Origin of the sequence: Wolbachia endosymbiont (group B) of Ennomos erosarius (assembly GCF_964026905.1) — a bacterium.
Taxonomy (GTDB): domain Bacteria; phylum Pseudomonadota; class Alphaproteobacteria; order Rickettsiales; family Anaplasmataceae; genus Wolbachia.
In genome coordinates this window covers 482345-496984 of record NZ_OZ034708.1, presented here as the reverse complement: position 1 = coordinate 496984, position 14640 = coordinate 482345, and the positions used below count along the sequence as shown (strand labels likewise).

The window sequence follows — 14640 nt, the reverse complement described above, 5'->3', positions numbered from 1 at the left end:
CATGTTTGGTTCCAATTTTAGAGACTTTGTATCACAAGATACAACTTCACAGGGCCAATCAAATTCTGAAAGATTAATCAAAAGTTGGCATGGTTTTGAAAAACCAGATTCTGAAGATTCAGGTATTGAAGAAGAGTTTGAAGTTTTAGATGACGAAAGTCAAGAGATACCAGCTAATCCATGTGATACACTCCCTGAAGATCTGAGTCTAGATAATGAAATACTTGCAAACTTTCCTGATGGTTGTGATAGGTCGCTTACCGTAGAATCAAAGGATGAAGATTTATATGATATCATCCCTGAAAATTTAACTTTTGCTGAAATAATAAACATCTTAAATCAAGTTATAAAAGAAGATAATTGTGAAGAATTAGATAAGGCTATACAAAATATTGAAGATTATGAAGGCCAGTCTATTACACTAGATAGTGTAAATTTTCAAAATTTTTGTCTACAACAACTCAATTTAGATTTAAATCGGAGTGATCACCAACATATATATTCAGGCATACTATCACGATACGGGTTTGATCAAACAGAGTATAATCATAGTTACTCAGTAAAAGAATTGATATTATTGGCAATTGCAGCTAATGACAAACTGACAGAAAAATATCAGGACATACTTTTTATTGAAGAAAATTTGAGTCTTTTACCTTTACTTGTTGGTGGTCAAAAATATATTGAAGCTTTTATAGAAAAATTCCATGGTAACGATGGAGTTTATGGAAGATTAAAAGGTCAAGCTATACAACTTGTCGAACCTGATAAGATTGACTTCTTCTCAGCTACAGCATTAAGAAAGGAACAAAATTTATTAGACACAGTTTTTGTTGAATGCGTCTTAAGAGATCTTGAACAAGTATTAAAAACAAGTAATCCTGATCCTTTGTATGGTGTGCTTGAAACAGCGTCTCTGGTCAAAAATGAAGAATTCATCACGATAGTGCTGGATGCATTTGAAAGATATATTAATGAGCCAACTAAAAAAGCCTCAACAGAAGAGTTATTAAAAAAGAGCTTTGCTACCTTGTTAGGAACTGCGATAAGTCAAGAACACATATCTGTCATTGAATACTTGTGCAAACGATACACTAATAGTGCAGATCGTGCCATTTACGATATATATGAACAAGCATTTGCAGATGATAAAGTTATTACAACACTAAGGCAACAAATCCTGAGAAACATAGGAGCTCGTGGCAGAAAAGAAATTTATGATTTAATTCTGAAAACTGCATTGGATGCTGGCAATATTGCATTTATTGAGCACCTATGCAAAGAATGTGCTGAATGCGTCAATGATGTTATTAATTATCTTGATCATAAACTTAAAAATAACGAATTTGATAACATACACGAATCAATCCTCATTGCATTGTCTAATGTTGAATACACAAACACAGACGTTATAGTCGAGGTGCTTTTTTACACTAAAGAAATCCATCAAAACGTATCACATAATGAGCAAGTGATTAGGCAGGTCATACAGAATATACTGAAAAATGCAACACACTACTCAACAGGCCAAGAAGATTACTCCTTAGTCAAGGGAGTATGTTACTTATGCACAGAAATTGATGCAATTAACATAATTTTTCAAGAGGAGTGTAAGATTTTTAAATCTAGCATAGAAAAGCGCATAGAAGATCTGGAAAAGGAAAACAAATTATTGCAATCTGAAGCTTTACGTGAATATAACAGCCGTCTTCCAGGTATTGTAAATGGATTAGTTCAGACTGCTTGCATAGTGTATGATGAATACACTAAAGATCAAAAAGACAATAAACGTCAAGAGAATACTGATCTTATATTCAGTTTAATGCAAATTAGAAATATTCTGCAATTTTCTATTGATGTACAAAAATATTCCTGTCATGAACGTCAAGATTTGTGGGATGAAATGTACCAAACTCCTGGAACTTTTATAATACGGAAAAGAAGTAATAACGTTGCAGATGAATTAGCAATTCCAGTTATAAAAAGTGACATTCTATCAGACAATCCAGAACCTGAAAATTCTGGCAGTCAAAAGGTGGAAGAAAATGCTCTTGCACAAAAAGGAGAAAGCGATATACTAAATAGCATGAGGGTTTCAATAACGGGGCCTATAAGTAATAATTTTGAGGAGGGTGAAATGGGTAAAAATAGTAACAAGCAACGCCAAGAGAGAATAAAACAATCTAAAAAAGAAAAAAAGAAAAATGAACAAAAAAAAGAAGAGCAATTTAGGGAAACATATATTGGTAACAATAATAGTTCACAGGTAACTACTGAAGAGGATGATAAGAACGATGCTACCGCACCATTAGTTGATATTGGTAAGAAAGAGCAAACTCCTGTTCAACCTGCTGAACATGTACCACAATATGGTCTTGGTAATACTTCAGTTCAACCTGATAACAGTGATACATCAGTAATTGTAGAAAAAGGACCTGTGTTAGGTGCAGCAAATGGTGAGGATAGTTCTGCACATGAAGGTAATGATAGACAAGATACACAATCGAAATCAAGTTCAGCAGAAGTACCTTTAGTAGGTAACAAAAAACTTGAACAAAATGGTACTCCAACCAACAGCAAACAGTCTACTAATCCAACCAATGGTTCACAAAATATAAAAAGTAGTAAGCTGCCTGTTATAGCTGCTTCTGCATTAGCAGTAGCTGGAGTTGTTTCAGGAATAGCTATTGCAGTTTACTTGGAAATGCTAGCTGCAGGAATAGCAGTTGGAGCTTGTTGTCTGGTTGCTGCTGCAGTTATATACTGCTGCACACCTAAAAGCTCAGTTGAAAACAGCAATGTTGAAACTGTTAAAACAGCTGAACTAACAGCACAATAAGGAATAAATATTGTAGTTTACCATTTAATAATTTATTATAATTATATTAATTATTAGCGAATAAAAACTTGGTAAACTACGAAGAAATATTCTTGAACAAAATCAAAGATATAAAAGATGAGGGGCGCTACCGTGAATTTACGAACTTTGCGTCATTGCCAGGTAGGCTCCCCCACATTATGGACTATGAAAGAAATAGGGAAGTAATAGTCTGGTGCAGTAATAACTATTTAGGAATGTCACAAAATGAGAAAGTTATTGCCGCTATTCAAAATTCATCTGTTGGCGCTGGAGGAACAAGAAATATATCTGGCACAACAAAAGAGGTTGTCGAACTTGAAAAATCCTTAGCTTGTTTGCATAAAAAAGAGGCTGCTTTAACTTTTGCTTGTGGCTACCTCGCTAACCAGACAACACTTAGCACTTTATCGTCTGTTATTCCTGACGTAGTAATTTTCTCAGATGAGAAAAACCATTCTTCGATGATAGAAGGCATAAAATCAGGAAAAAGACCAAAACATATATTTAGACATAATGATGTTGATCACTTAGAGCAGTTGTTAAAGTCCGTAGACACAAAAACACCAAAGATAATAGCACTTGAATCCGTATATTCAATGGATGGCGATATAGCGCCGCTTGAAGCGATATGTGATCTTGCAGATCAACATAATGCAATCACCTATTTGGATGAGGTGCACGCAGTTGGCATGTATGGTTCACATGGTGGCGGAATTGCAGAAAGAGAAGGCCTGGTGGATAGAATAACCGTTATTCAAGGTACACTATCGAAGGCTTTTGGAGTGATGGGTGGGTATATAGCGTCTTCAAAGAGCTTGGTAGATGTAATAAGAAGTTCCGCTCCAGGATTTATTTTCACCACTGCTATGTCGCCTGTTTTAGCAGCGGCAGCAAAGGCAAGCGTTGAGCACCTAAAATCGAGCAACATTGAAAGGGAAAAGCAAAAGCAAGTCGTTGAAAAAGTAAAAAACTCACTGAGAAATGCAGGAATTAACTTCATTCCAACAGAAACTCATATAATTCCAATAATAATTGGCGACCCAGAGTTATCCAAAGGAGCATCAAAATTATTATTTGATGAGTATGGAATATACGTTCAACATATAAATTACCCGACAGTTCCAAGAGGAACTGAGCGTTTCCGTATTACCCCTACACCTTATCATACTGATGAAATGATAGAACATTTAACAGAATCTCTTGTAAAAGTTTTCGAAAAGTTGTCTATCTCTGTAGCCTGTTTATCCTAATTTAATATCGCCAGCAATAATTAATCCGTTGTCTTCCGTTAGCCTTCCACCGCTTTCTTGCAGAAAAAGCCTACCGAGCGAAGTTTTGTATTTGTTAATTCCAGAGTAAACTATTCCACTGTATCTTCCTGCAGCAAGATATGCAAAACCCAGAACTGTTGAACCGATGGAGCGTACATTATTATTGCCAGGCAGCAATTTATTTAATAAATTACCACTTACATCTATTAGCCCCCCTTCACGGCTTTTCACCCGCATTTTTATATGACGAGATCTAAAATCTTCAAGAAAAGCACCTTTCTTTTCTTCTGCCCAAAAAGTTTCTCTAAGAGCCGGAGCATCAATCACAGCTGCTACAACTTTGTCTTTATGAATGAGACAGACTGATACTGCAAAATAAACCATACAACTAGAAAAATTCTCCCTGCCCTCTATAGGCATAATAAACCAGGTATAAGTGTCATCTCTTACTTCTTGATCAGTATCATCTTCGGAAATAAACCCATAGTCTCGTTTGTAGTCGTGCAAGCAATCGTATATGGTTTGCTTGGATTTTGAATAAGTTTTATTGATAAAGTCCGCTGACTTAACACTGGAGATTTGCAATTCATTAAAATCGCGCATAAGCTGCTTGGAAGCACTGCGTACAGAATCAAGCATCACATTGATTCGTGGTGAGGAAATGGACATTTACTCTTTTACTCTTTCGTAATAGCTGTCATCAGTAGTGTGTACTATAATTTTATCCTCTTCTTTTATAAACTGAGGCACGTTAACACGCATTCCGTTTTCTAAAATTGCAGGCTTATAAGAAGCAGTAGCAGTTTGTCCTTTAATAACAGACTCTGTTTCTTTCACAGCAAGTGTAACATAATCAGGCACATGCGCAGAAATTATTTTGTCTTGATAAGTTACTACTTTAATTTTCATATTATCTTGCAAATAAATCTTTTTTTCTCCCAATAATTCTAAATTTATAGTGATTTGTTCGTAATTACTTGGATGCATAAGATTTACAATGTTTCCTTCAGTGAAAAGGTAAACATACTCCTCTTCATCTAAAATTGCCCTTCTAATTGTTGCATCAGAGCGAAATCTTTCATAGTGTTTTGCTCCGGTTTTGATGTTTTTCATTTCGGCTTGTATGTATGCACCACCTTTACCAGGTTGAGTATGCATAATACCTACAACCAAAAACAATCCGCCGTTATGTTCCAACACCTGACCTGGTCTAATATCGTTAGCTCTTTCTGCCATAATTACATTTTCAGTTTGATCTTACAATTATAAATAGCTTTATATAAATATCAAAGTCTTTATTAGTCAATAAATTCTGGCATATTTAATACTATATACCTCCCCTTTATATTTATATGTGGAAATATCTCTTTAGTGAAAGATAGCATAATGCGTTTTTTTGTGCTGATAACTAAAATTTCTAATATATCCCCTGAGCCAAAATTATACACAGATTTTACATGGCCATATAATTCATTACTTTTCAGCCTTACTTCCATATCTACAAGGTCACTTTGGTAAAATTCATCCTCATCATTTAGCTCTGGTAACTTGCTTCTTTCTATATATAGCTTCTTATTCCTTAAAAGCTCTGCTTCATTACGGGAATTTACTCCGCTTATTGTAGCTATTACTAAATTATCACCTATGACGGATACTGAGTCTATTTCATAATTCTCATCACCACTTATTAGCTCACCATATAAGAAGATATTTTCGGGCTTTTCAGTAAAGGTTTTTACTTTAACAGCTCCTTTAATTCCGTGAGGAGAGGTAATAATTCCTAAGCATACCAGATTGTCGTTCATATTAATATGGATTATCTAACCAGAAGATTTCTCAGATAAATATTGTCTAAGAATCTCAATTCCTTCATCAATCCCTTTTTCAGCAATGATTAATGGAGGCAAAATTCTCACAACGTTATCTGATGTTACCCCAACAGTGAGTAAACCACGATGACTTAACTCTTCTGCAAACTTTTGATTGTCTGCTTTCACTTTTATTCCAAGCATTAGCCCCTCCCCTCTCACTTCTTCTATTATTGGAAATTTACTTGCTAAGTTTTCTAGTTTATTTTTTAGGTATTTACCTCTAATTTCAACATTTTTCAAAAAGCCGGGGCTGAGCAATTCTTCGAGCACAGCATTACCTACTGAGATTGCAAGCGGATTGCCACCAAAAGTGGAACCGTGCATACCAACTGCCATGTATTTAGCAGCATTTTCAGTTGCAAGACAAGCCCCTAGCGGAAACCCCCCGCCTATTCCCTTTGCAAGAGCACATATATCAGGTTCCACTCCTATATGTTCGTATGCGAATAATTTTCCTGTCCTACCGGCACCGCATTGCACGCAATCAAAAAATAACAATATGTCATTTTCATCACACAGCTTTCTTAGTTCTTTCATAAAGACTTCATTCATTACTTTGATACCACCTTGCCCTTGTATTGGTTCTATTAATATAACGCCTATATCACTTGAAATTGCTTTCTTTACACTCTCAATATTGGGCTCGATATTATCACACCAATCAATACAGGGACTCAGTAATTCAGAAAATTTCTGTTTATCGTTTGCAGCACAAGTTAGGAAGGTTCTTCCATGAAATGCACCATGGAATGTTAAAATTCTGTGACGGTTTTTATTGCCTTTTCCGTTTTGATAGACCCTAGCAATCTTAAGCCCACATTCTACTGCCTCTGATCCAGAATTTGAGAAAAATACAGTGTCAGCGAAACTGTTGTTTATTAATTTTTCTGCAAAATTATTGGCGGCAGGTATATTATAGGTATTTGATATATGCCATAATTTTTCTCCTTGCAATTTAAGAGCACTAATTAATCGCGAATTAGTGTGACCTAAGCTACTAACGGCTATTCCGGAGTGAAAATCTACGTAGCGCTCACCATCAACATCATATAGGTAGATACCTTTACCATGAGAAAAATTTATATTAACAGGAGAATAAACTGGCAAGATAGGAGAAATTGTCATAAAATATTATATGCTAAATTTTATTATTAATAACATAAAAACCGTTGTTTCACAATAAGAAGGATATGTATAAGCTAGGTAAATTAATGTTTTCTGCACTGGAGAAAAACAAATACACAAAAGTTATTGTATTACTCTCATCGATCTTTATGATTTTATTCAGTGTGATATATTGTAATTATTTACTAAGGAGTAATTTCCTTTCTTCTTACCGTGATTCAAGTGTAAACTTAAAAAGTGTACTGGAAAATGGTATCATAAAAAAATACCATTATTTACTAATAGAAAAGCATCACATTAAATACAAAAGTTTTGATTACATAAACCAACTGGTAAAGCTGCGTGCTGAATTATTACAATCAGTGAGCAAAGTAAAGGATTTCAGCTTAATACTGTATGATCAAAACGGCAGAATAATATTCAGTAATTTTAACACTCAAGATTATGATTATGAACAGTTACTTACAAACGATGAAATTGATAAACTATTAAGTAACCAAGAAATATTTTATACTACAGGAAATACATTAACTTCTATTTTCCCTATATTCCATGAAAATAGCGTTAAACCGTCGTTTTTTTTGAAGATTCTTCGAAACTACAATAATTCTTATATTATAGCATATGGCCTATTTTTAACATTTTTAGGCTTATTATTAATAATTTTAATATTAATAATGTTCTATTTGCACTTTTCTAATACCCAAATGCTAGCCAAGCAACATAAAACTAACATTGAATTACAGCAGATAAAAGAGACATTAGAGCAAGAAAATGCAAACAAGCTAAAGTTTTTTGCAAGCGTTACACATGAATTACGCACACCTCTTAATGCTATTATTGGATTTGCGGAGTTGATCAAAAATAAAACTTTAGGTTCAATGGATAATTCTCAATACAAGGAGTATGCAGACGATATATATAATGCAGGAACACACTTACTTACCTTAATTAATGATGTGTTAGATTTTTCAAAAGCTGAATCAAGTAGTTTAACAGTAGAAAAAGTGAAGTTTAACCTGAACAAAATAATGGATTCATGCATAAATATGCTATTACCTAAATTAAGAGAAACTGAGATTAATTTAAAAAAAGAGATACCTAATAAGCAATTATTAGTTATTGCAGATCCTAAGAGAATGAAACAAGTTATAATAAATTTATTATCAAACTCAATCAAATTTACCCCAAAGGGTGGTTTAATAAGAATGGTGGTAAAAGAAAATATAGAAAAAAACTTATTAACTATTGAGTTTCATGACAATGGAATAGGAATAATGCAGCAGGATATATATAAAGTTATGTCTGTTTTTGGCCAAGCAAATTCGGGATATAGAAATGAAGGTACGGGCATCGGATTGCCGCTAAGCAAGAAATTAGTAGAGTTAATGGGTGGAACTTTCGACATTAAAAGTGAAGCAAAACTTGGTACTACAATAACATTGAACTTCTTTTATGAAGAACAAACATGTGAAGATTCGATTGATTTTTAATAGGATCTATTGATATGGTCTTGAGAATCACACTTTATCAAAAGCGGCAAGCCGAGAAGGCAGTTATCAATAAGCCCCCTATCAAGAATCTTATCTGTGTTAGCTATATATAAAATTTGATACTCTGACTACAATATACTACTATAGATAAAAGTGTTATTAATGGAGCAAGGTATGGAATTAGCAGTAGGAAATAATGCACCTGATTTTAGCTTACCAACAGATTCTGGTGAAAATTTATCATTGAGTGAATTCTTTGATAAAAAAAATGTAGTTCTTTATTTTTATCCTAAAGATGATACTCCGGGTTGTACAATGGAGGCAAAAGGCTTTAGAGATAAAATAGATGACTTCTCTTCCCTCGATACAGTGATAATTGGTGTATCAAAAGATAGCGTTAAGTGCCACGCTAACTTCAAAGCAAAATATTCTCTGCCATTTTCTTTAGTTTCTGATGAGAATGCTGAAATGTTGGGAAAATATGGTGTTTGGGTAGAGAAAAGTATGTTTGGCAAAAAGTATATGGGAATAGAACGCACTACTTTTTTAATAGATAAAAAAGGTAAAGTAGTGAAGATCTGGAAAAATGTAAAAGTTAGTGGACATGTTGATGAGGTTCTGGAAGAAGTAAAGAGAATATAAACTAAAGAATAGGTTAATGGCTACCCATTGCTACATAAAAAAGCTGAAATTACATAATTTTCGTAGCCACTCAAACTTTGAACTGGATTCAGATGATAGCTCAGTTGTAATAACTGGCAAAAACGGTATTGGTAAAACTAATATACTTGAAGCAATCTCGTTGCTTGCTAAAAGCAATGGAATGAAAAAAGCAAAAGCCAGTGAGATACAAAATAGATTCAGTAATGAAGATTGGGTAGTGCACTATGATTTTTTTAATGGAACAGATTTTAATTCAATTGGTATCGCAAAGAGTTTTGATAAGAAACTAATACAAATTGATGGAAAAACGCAATCGAGTTATTCATCTCTGTATAAGATATCCAATGTAATATGGCTGATTCCACAAATGGACTATGTTCTTCTTAATTCTCCAAGTGACAGATTAAAATTTTTAGACCGTATAGTCTCACTGTTTGAAGAAAATTACACTTGCTGCTACATGAAACACAGAAAAGCTAAACGTGAGCGAAGTAAACTGTTGAGAGAGAACACCTTGGACGAAAATTGGCTCTCTAGTCTTGAAAACATAATGGCCGTTAATGCAGTTAGTATTTTACGTATGCGATCGTCTGTTTTAAAGACACTACAAGACACAATTGATAACCATTCCAGTGAGCTTTTTCCGAAGGCAAGTTTAAAATTCAGCAGCCAACTAACTTTGAACGATACTGCAGAATATTTTCAGAATCGCCTAAAGGAAAACAGAGAAAAAGACTCATTGACTGGTAGAGTAACCTTTGGTGTGCATAACGATAATTTTCGGGTTTTTTGCCAAAAAAGAAACGTACCAATAAATCTGTGCTCCACTGGAGAACAAAAGTTATTACTGCTTTCTATTATTTTATCCAGTGTAAAAGCAAGGTGTATTCATTACAATAAGGCACCACTTCTTCTACTTGATGATATAATGTCTCATTTGGATAAACATTACAGAAAGGCGTTAATGGAGGAAGTGTTAAGTATTCAATGTCAAACTTGGATAACTGATGTAAATCAAGATAATTTCAATAGCTATCTTTATTCTTTCAAGTTTTTTGAATTATCAAATGAATTAAATGCAAAACTTCCTTGACAAACCTCGCCAGCCCCCTTATCATGGCGCTGAAGGTATTCAGTTATCTTCATTTGTGCAGATTAAACAGCAAGAAAACAACGTAGTTGGCGTCTTATTTTTAATTTTTTGCACTATGTGCACCTTATGTCTTCACAACATTTCTGGGTTTTTACCTATATAAGCTGAAACGCGCTTATAAGTCGTTTAAGACAGTATAGTACGCCAATTTGCAGGATTAGAGAGTGACAACTAGCTAACACGGGATTTCTTTTGCCTTTTTTTCTGCTTAGTAAATTTCTTAAACATTTAAACTAAGGTGAGTTGCATTTAAAAGCAGCTAAATTGCAGTGTTTAAGACTTAAAAAACGCCAATACTGAAAATAGACAGTGACTAGGGTTTCTTTTGCCTTTTTTTTCGTTTGGTAAATTTCTTAAACATTTATGGCTAAACGACAACCGTCATCCCGCTGCTTGTTAGCGGGATCTATGCTAAGGGATACCGCGAATGAATCGTGGTATGACGGTTCGTGGTGGCATGACGATAAGCTCGTCATCCCGCTGCTTGTTAGCGCTTACTATTACCCACAAATATAAATGTTTGTTGCATAGCTCTTAATGGCATAACTTTTGCTTGAAATAACTGTTTATATGGTGCAATTTACAGCTTTTAGTTGCTAAAATTATAACTCTTAATTTAATAATTTTAATCCAATAAGCTTTCAGGTTAATAAAATTAAATTATTTGAGTAAATACAATACCATGTCTTTATTTGTGGGTAATAGTAAGTTGTTAGCGGGATCTAGAGATACCGTGACGGTATGACAAGGGAGAACAGTTGCTACTATGTTAGCGGATGAGATACCGTGACGGTATGACTTAGGACTGCTGTCATTCCAGTGTCAGCTACTTGGATGACACCATTCTTTTTCCTGGATCCCAGTGGGCTTTGTTGCATCGCTACTTATGAAAGGCTAACTATAGTTAGGATTATAAGCAACCTATTGAAAATCTTGTTTTTTTGCAATCAATCTGATCAAATTTAAGAATAGTAATTTATTATTTATATTAATAAACTTAATTCTATTGAAAATAGCTAAAGCATTGAAATTCTTGAATTTTAGCCGGATTAGTGAGTGGTAGTGAAATTTCTTTTACTCAAATTTAGGTATTCACTGACCGTTCTTGTTATAAATACCAGAATAATAAGCTACTGATATTCTCCATCTTTTTTATCTTTAATCCATCATAGCTAGCGATGCAACAAAGCCATCCCAGTGTCAAGCACTGGGATGACACCTTTCTTGGCAGAGATTACTCTTAAATCACAAGTTCGTATAATTGTGGAATAATGGTGCTCCTTTAAACGCGAATTCTGGATTAAGGAAGGAAGAAAGTATAGGAAATAGAAGGCTTTTTGGATTTGATGGAATAGGAAATGAGAGTAGAAAAGATATGAACCAAAAAATTAACAGGGGATCTATGGCGAGTGTGTTCAATTTCTAGTCTATTTTTTAGGTAACCAAAAACAGTCTCAATGATAGACCTTTTTCTCAGTAAAATCTTCTCATTTAGCGAAATCAATGCATTTTTCATACCTTTTTTCACCTTGGTAACAAGTTTCAAACCTCGGTCAAACAGCTTCTGAAAAAGCTCTTTTGCAATATAACCTTTGTCACCAAACAAAAGGCCGGTTAATTTTTCCGTCAGATTTGGCACAGGTATCCTATCATCAACATTGCCTTTTGTTAGCGTAAGTGAATGAATTTCACCATTTTCATTGATTACCATATGTAATTTGAAACCAAAAAACCAGCCGTAAGTACTCTTGCTTAATTTTGCAATTCCAGCAAAAACTTTGTTTTGGATATTCTTTTTGCATGACAAACTGCAATGGGAGTTGTGTCTATATATGAAATTCCAGTGTTTTCTGACTGTCCACAAAGCCAATGCAACAACATTGCTAAATGCCACAAAACCCTAGGCTTTAGAGCAACAAACCTGGTATATGAAGGCAACTTTGGAAACTCTGATTTGTAGAGCAACGTTAGGTAATGTAGATAGAAAGTTTTGAAATTTTTACACGGAGATTGTTGATATAGCAGGATTATTGTCATGATTTCGGAGTGCTCAATTTCCGTTGTTCTTGTGGGTTTTTTACCATTTGGCAGTAGTTTACCTGCAAAATTTTTCTCTATATCTCTGCAAAAATCATCGACCAAACAAAACAGTTTGTTATATCTTCCATGGTTAACCTCATCTGTTTTTTTATAACTGCTGAGTTTACCCTGTTTTCTTGCCTTTTCTATTCTCCTTTAATCCAGAATTCGCGTTTGCAGGTTGCAATAAAACATTTCCAACTTGCAGAAGCAAGTTTAACAATACTGTAAATTTTCGTGGTGAACCCTATATACCAGGTTTTTATATTGTTTAGCAGTACAATTTTCAATATTATGAATAAGCATGGAAAGGTGGCTGAGTGGTCTAAAGCACACGCTTGGAAAGCGTGCACATATGAAAATATGTCGGGGGTTCGAATCCCCCCTTTTCCGTATATTACTTCTAGAATGGTATAAAACCCTCAGTCGCGCGCGCAACTCTATTCCTATAACGCGAATTCTGGATTAAGGAAGGAAGAAAGTATAGGAAATAGAAGGCTTTTTGGATTTGATGGAATAGGAAATGAGAGTAGAAAAGATATGAACCAAAAAATTAACAGGGGATCTATGGCGAGTGTGTTCAATTTCTAACGCGAATTCTGGATTAATAGATGAGGTTACCCTGTTTTCTTGCCTTTTCTATTCTCCTTTAATCCAGAATTCGCGTTTTCAGAAGCTGTTTGACCGAGATTTGAAACTTGTTACCAAGGTGAAAAAAGGTATGAAAAATGCATTGATTTCGCTAAATGAGAAGATTTTACTGAGAAAAAGGTCTATCATTGAGACTGTTTTTGGTTACCTAAAAAATAGACTAGAAATTGAACACACTCGCCATAGATCCCCTGTTAATTTTTTGGTTCATATCTTTTCTACTCTCATTTCCTATTCCATCAAATCCAAAAAGCCTTCTATTTCCTATACTTTCTTCCTTCCTTAATCCAGAATTCGCGTCTATAGTGAGTAGCTCCCTCTTATCTCATTTATATCATATTTTTAACTTACCCAATAACATAAATTACTTTAGCTATGCTATCAATAGCATTGCTTTAAAAAGAGTGCCCATATTTTCAGTCAACCTTAGGAATTCACTAAAGATCCTATTCCTTTGTTCATCACTTGCGCTTTTCATTAAAGCCTGGGTTCTTTCTTTTATGCCAAAAAGATATAAAAATTCCCTTTGAGTTAAAATCTCGCAATCTACGTGTTTTAATGAATCTTTTAATGCTTGAAAATTTACAAGTGCGGTAATATCACTATTACCAACATTCTCAAGAGAATTAGCATACTTATGTTGTTTTATCGATTGCAAAGTGCTCTTATACGCGGGGTATACATAACCGTAATCTATAATCAAAGCAGCTCCTTTATGATTATATATCTTCTTCTCAAGTTTTTTTAATATTTCAACCCCAGTTGAACATATTTCCACCACTGCACCATCGAAACCCCCTGTCATGCAAGTAGCTGACACTGGAATCCATGATTCTTTTTTTCTTGATTCCAGTGTCACGCACTGGCATGACACCAAGAGACTGCCATCATCTTGTTTTGTCACCCTATTTTCATACCACCCCTCATTACGATATACAAACTGATCTATCGGAAGAGCGTCAAAGAACTCATTTGCTAAAAAAATGGTTGGTTGTTCTGGTAGGTTGTCAATATTTTTGTGCCAATTAACATCTAAGCCTTTTAATTTTTCCTTTTGTATCTTCCGTAAAGTAGGGCTTATTTCAACTAAGTAGATAGACATTGAATTAAAAAAGCTGCTGTATTTTTTAGTGACTCTTATTATATCGTGAATGAGTGTTCCTTTGCCTGGTCCAAGTTCAACTAGAGAAAATTTTGATGGCTTTCCTAATTTTTCCCATGTATGCATTATCCAAACTGCAATGACTTCACCAAATAATTGGCTGATCTCAGGTGCAGTAGTAAAATCACCATCCTTACCAAGTGGTAATTTATTCGTATAATAGCCGTATTTTTCATGGTACAAAACGGCATTCATGAAATCACTGATGGATATTGATCCTTGACTTTTGTCAATTAATTCGTGTATATAAGTGAGCATGTTATTAATAAATGTTTAACTATAGTGTGCCATACTATAAAATAGTAGAGTATT

General features: G+C 34.3%; 11 protein-coding genes, 1 tRNA gene and 3 pseudogenes. 8 read left to right on the top strand and 7 right to left on the bottom strand.

Annotated features, from left to right (window positions below):
* The first annotated feature begins 1 nt into the window (after nt 1).
* Both AAGD95_RS02510 and hemA read left to right on the top strand, forming a co-directional pair.
* Entirely contained in the window at nt 2-2839 is a 2838-nt protein-coding gene (locus AAGD95_RS02510) for a hypothetical protein (protein ID WP_341818747.1), read from the top strand.
* Nucleotides 2840-2907: 68 nt separating this feature from the next.
* The gene (gene hemA / locus AAGD95_RS02505; RefSeq protein WP_265034721.1) at nt 2908-4110 is read left to right on the top strand and encodes a 5-aminolevulinate synthase; all 1203 of its coding nucleotides are present in this window, start codon (nt 2908-2910) and stop codon (nt 4108-4110) included.
* On the opposite strand, the gene AAGD95_RS02500 is transcribed toward hemA, so the two are convergent.
* The 4 genes from AAGD95_RS02500 to AAGD95_RS02485 form a co-directional block, all read right to left on the bottom strand.
* Nucleotides 4102-4800: an inositol monophosphatase family protein gene (locus AAGD95_RS02500; protein WP_341818746.1), complete on the bottom strand. Its 699-nt coding sequence runs from the start codon at nt 4798-4800 to the stop codon at nt 4102-4104. The genes hemA and AAGD95_RS02500 overlap by 9 nt on opposite strands.
* Nucleotides 4801-5367 carry an elongation factor P gene (gene efp / locus AAGD95_RS02495; protein ID WP_265026164.1) on the bottom strand — a complete coding sequence of 189 codons (567 nt, stop codon included), beginning with the start codon at nt 5365-5367 and terminating at the stop codon, nt 4801-4803.
* A 62-nt stretch (nt 5368-5429) separates the two neighbouring features.
* Nucleotides 5430-5936: a ribosome maturation factor RimM gene (gene rimM / locus AAGD95_RS02490; RefSeq protein WP_341818745.1), complete on the bottom strand. Its 507-nt coding sequence runs from the start codon at nt 5934-5936 to the stop codon at nt 5430-5432.
* A gap of 15 nt (nt 5937-5951) precedes the next feature.
* Nucleotides 5952-7127 carry an aspartate aminotransferase family protein gene (locus AAGD95_RS02485; RefSeq protein ID WP_341818744.1) on the bottom strand — a complete coding sequence of 392 codons (1176 nt, stop codon included), beginning with the start codon at nt 7125-7127 and terminating at the stop codon, nt 5952-5954.
* A gap of 65 nt (nt 7128-7192) precedes the next feature.
* On the opposite strand from AAGD95_RS02485, the gene AAGD95_RS02480 reads away from it, so the two are divergent.
* From AAGD95_RS02480 to recF, 3 genes are all read left to right on the top strand, one after another.
* Nucleotides 7193-8620 (top strand): sensor histidine kinase, encoded by a 1428-nt coding sequence (locus AAGD95_RS02480; RefSeq protein ID WP_265035705.1) that lies wholly within the window; start codon nt 7193-7195, stop codon nt 8618-8620.
* A gap of 174 nt (nt 8621-8794) precedes the next feature.
* The gene (gene bcp, locus AAGD95_RS02475; protein ID WP_341818808.1) at nt 8795-9262 is read left to right on the top strand and encodes a thioredoxin-dependent thiol peroxidase; all 468 of its coding nucleotides are present in this window, start codon (nt 8795-8797) and stop codon (nt 9260-9262) included.
* Between the two features lie 16 nt (nt 9263-9278).
* Nucleotides 9279-10376, top strand: a complete 1098-nt coding sequence (gene recF, locus AAGD95_RS02470; RefSeq protein WP_341818743.1) for a DNA replication/repair protein RecF — start codon at nt 9279-9281, stop codon at nt 10374-10376.
* 1360 nt (nt 10377-11736) lie between these two features.
* Here the strand turns inward: recF and AAGD95_RS02465 are convergent.
* A pseudogene (locus tag AAGD95_RS02465) lies at nt 11737-12587 on the bottom strand (IS982 family transposase).
* 65 nt (nt 12588-12652) lie between these two features.
* On the opposite strand from AAGD95_RS02465, the gene AAGD95_RS02460 reads away from it, so the two are divergent.
* Nucleotides 12653-12790 carry a phage BR0599 family protein gene (locus AAGD95_RS02460; protein WP_341818742.1) on the top strand — a complete coding sequence of 46 codons (138 nt, stop codon included), beginning with the start codon at nt 12653-12655 and terminating at the stop codon, nt 12788-12790.
* A gap of 31 nt (nt 12791-12821) precedes the next feature.
* Nucleotides 12822-12908 (top strand) — tRNA-Ser (locus tag AAGD95_RS02455).
* A gap of 72 nt (nt 12909-12980) precedes the next feature.
* Here AAGD95_RS02455 and AAGD95_RS02450 read toward each other — a convergent pair.
* Nucleotides 12981-13103, bottom strand: a pseudogene (locus AAGD95_RS02450) (IS982 family transposase); the annotation flags it as partial.
* Between the two features lie 79 nt (nt 13104-13182).
* Between AAGD95_RS02450 and AAGD95_RS02445 the strand changes: the two are divergent.
* Nucleotides 13183-13452, top strand: a pseudogene (locus AAGD95_RS02445) (transposase); the annotation flags it as partial.
* A gap of 87 nt (nt 13453-13539) precedes the next feature.
* Here AAGD95_RS02445 and AAGD95_RS02440 read toward each other — a convergent pair.
* Nucleotides 13540-14586: a class I SAM-dependent methyltransferase gene (locus tag AAGD95_RS02440; protein ID WP_341818739.1), complete on the bottom strand. Its 1047-nt coding sequence runs from the start codon at nt 14584-14586 to the stop codon at nt 13540-13542.
* Nucleotides 14587-14640 lie beyond the last annotated feature (54 nt).

Excerpts from the sequence above, each read along its gene's own strand:
- AAGD95_RS02510 (WP_341818747.1), top strand. The coding sequence starts at position 2 with ATGTTTGGTTCCAATTTTAGAGACTTTGTATCACAAGATACAACTTCA.
- AAGD95_RS02500 (WP_341818746.1), bottom strand. The coding sequence starts at position 4,800 with ATGTCCATTTCCTCACCACGAATCAATGTGATGCTTGATTCTGTACGC.
- efp (WP_265026164.1), bottom strand. The coding sequence starts at position 5,367 with ATGGCAGAAAGAGCTAACGATATTAGACCAGGTCAGGTGTTGGAACAT.
- rimM (WP_341818745.1), bottom strand. The coding sequence starts at position 5,936 with ATGAACGACAATCTGGTATGCTTAGGAATTATTACCTCTCCTCACGGA.
- AAGD95_RS02485 (WP_341818744.1), bottom strand. The coding sequence starts at position 7,127 with ATGACAATTTCTCCTATCTTGCCAGTTTATTCTCCTGTTAATATAAAT.
- AAGD95_RS02480 (WP_265035705.1), top strand. The coding sequence starts at position 7,193 with ATGTATAAGCTAGGTAAATTAATGTTTTCTGCACTGGAGAAAAACAAA.
- bcp (WP_341818808.1), top strand. The coding sequence starts at position 8,795 with ATGGAATTAGCAGTAGGAAATAATGCACCTGATTTTAGCTTACCAACA.
- recF (WP_341818743.1), top strand. The coding sequence starts at position 9,279 with ATGGCTACCCATTGCTACATAAAAAAGCTGAAATTACATAATTTTCGT.
- AAGD95_RS02440 (WP_341818739.1), bottom strand. The coding sequence starts at position 14,586 with ATGCTCACTTATATACACGAATTAATTGACAAAAGTCAAGGATCAATA.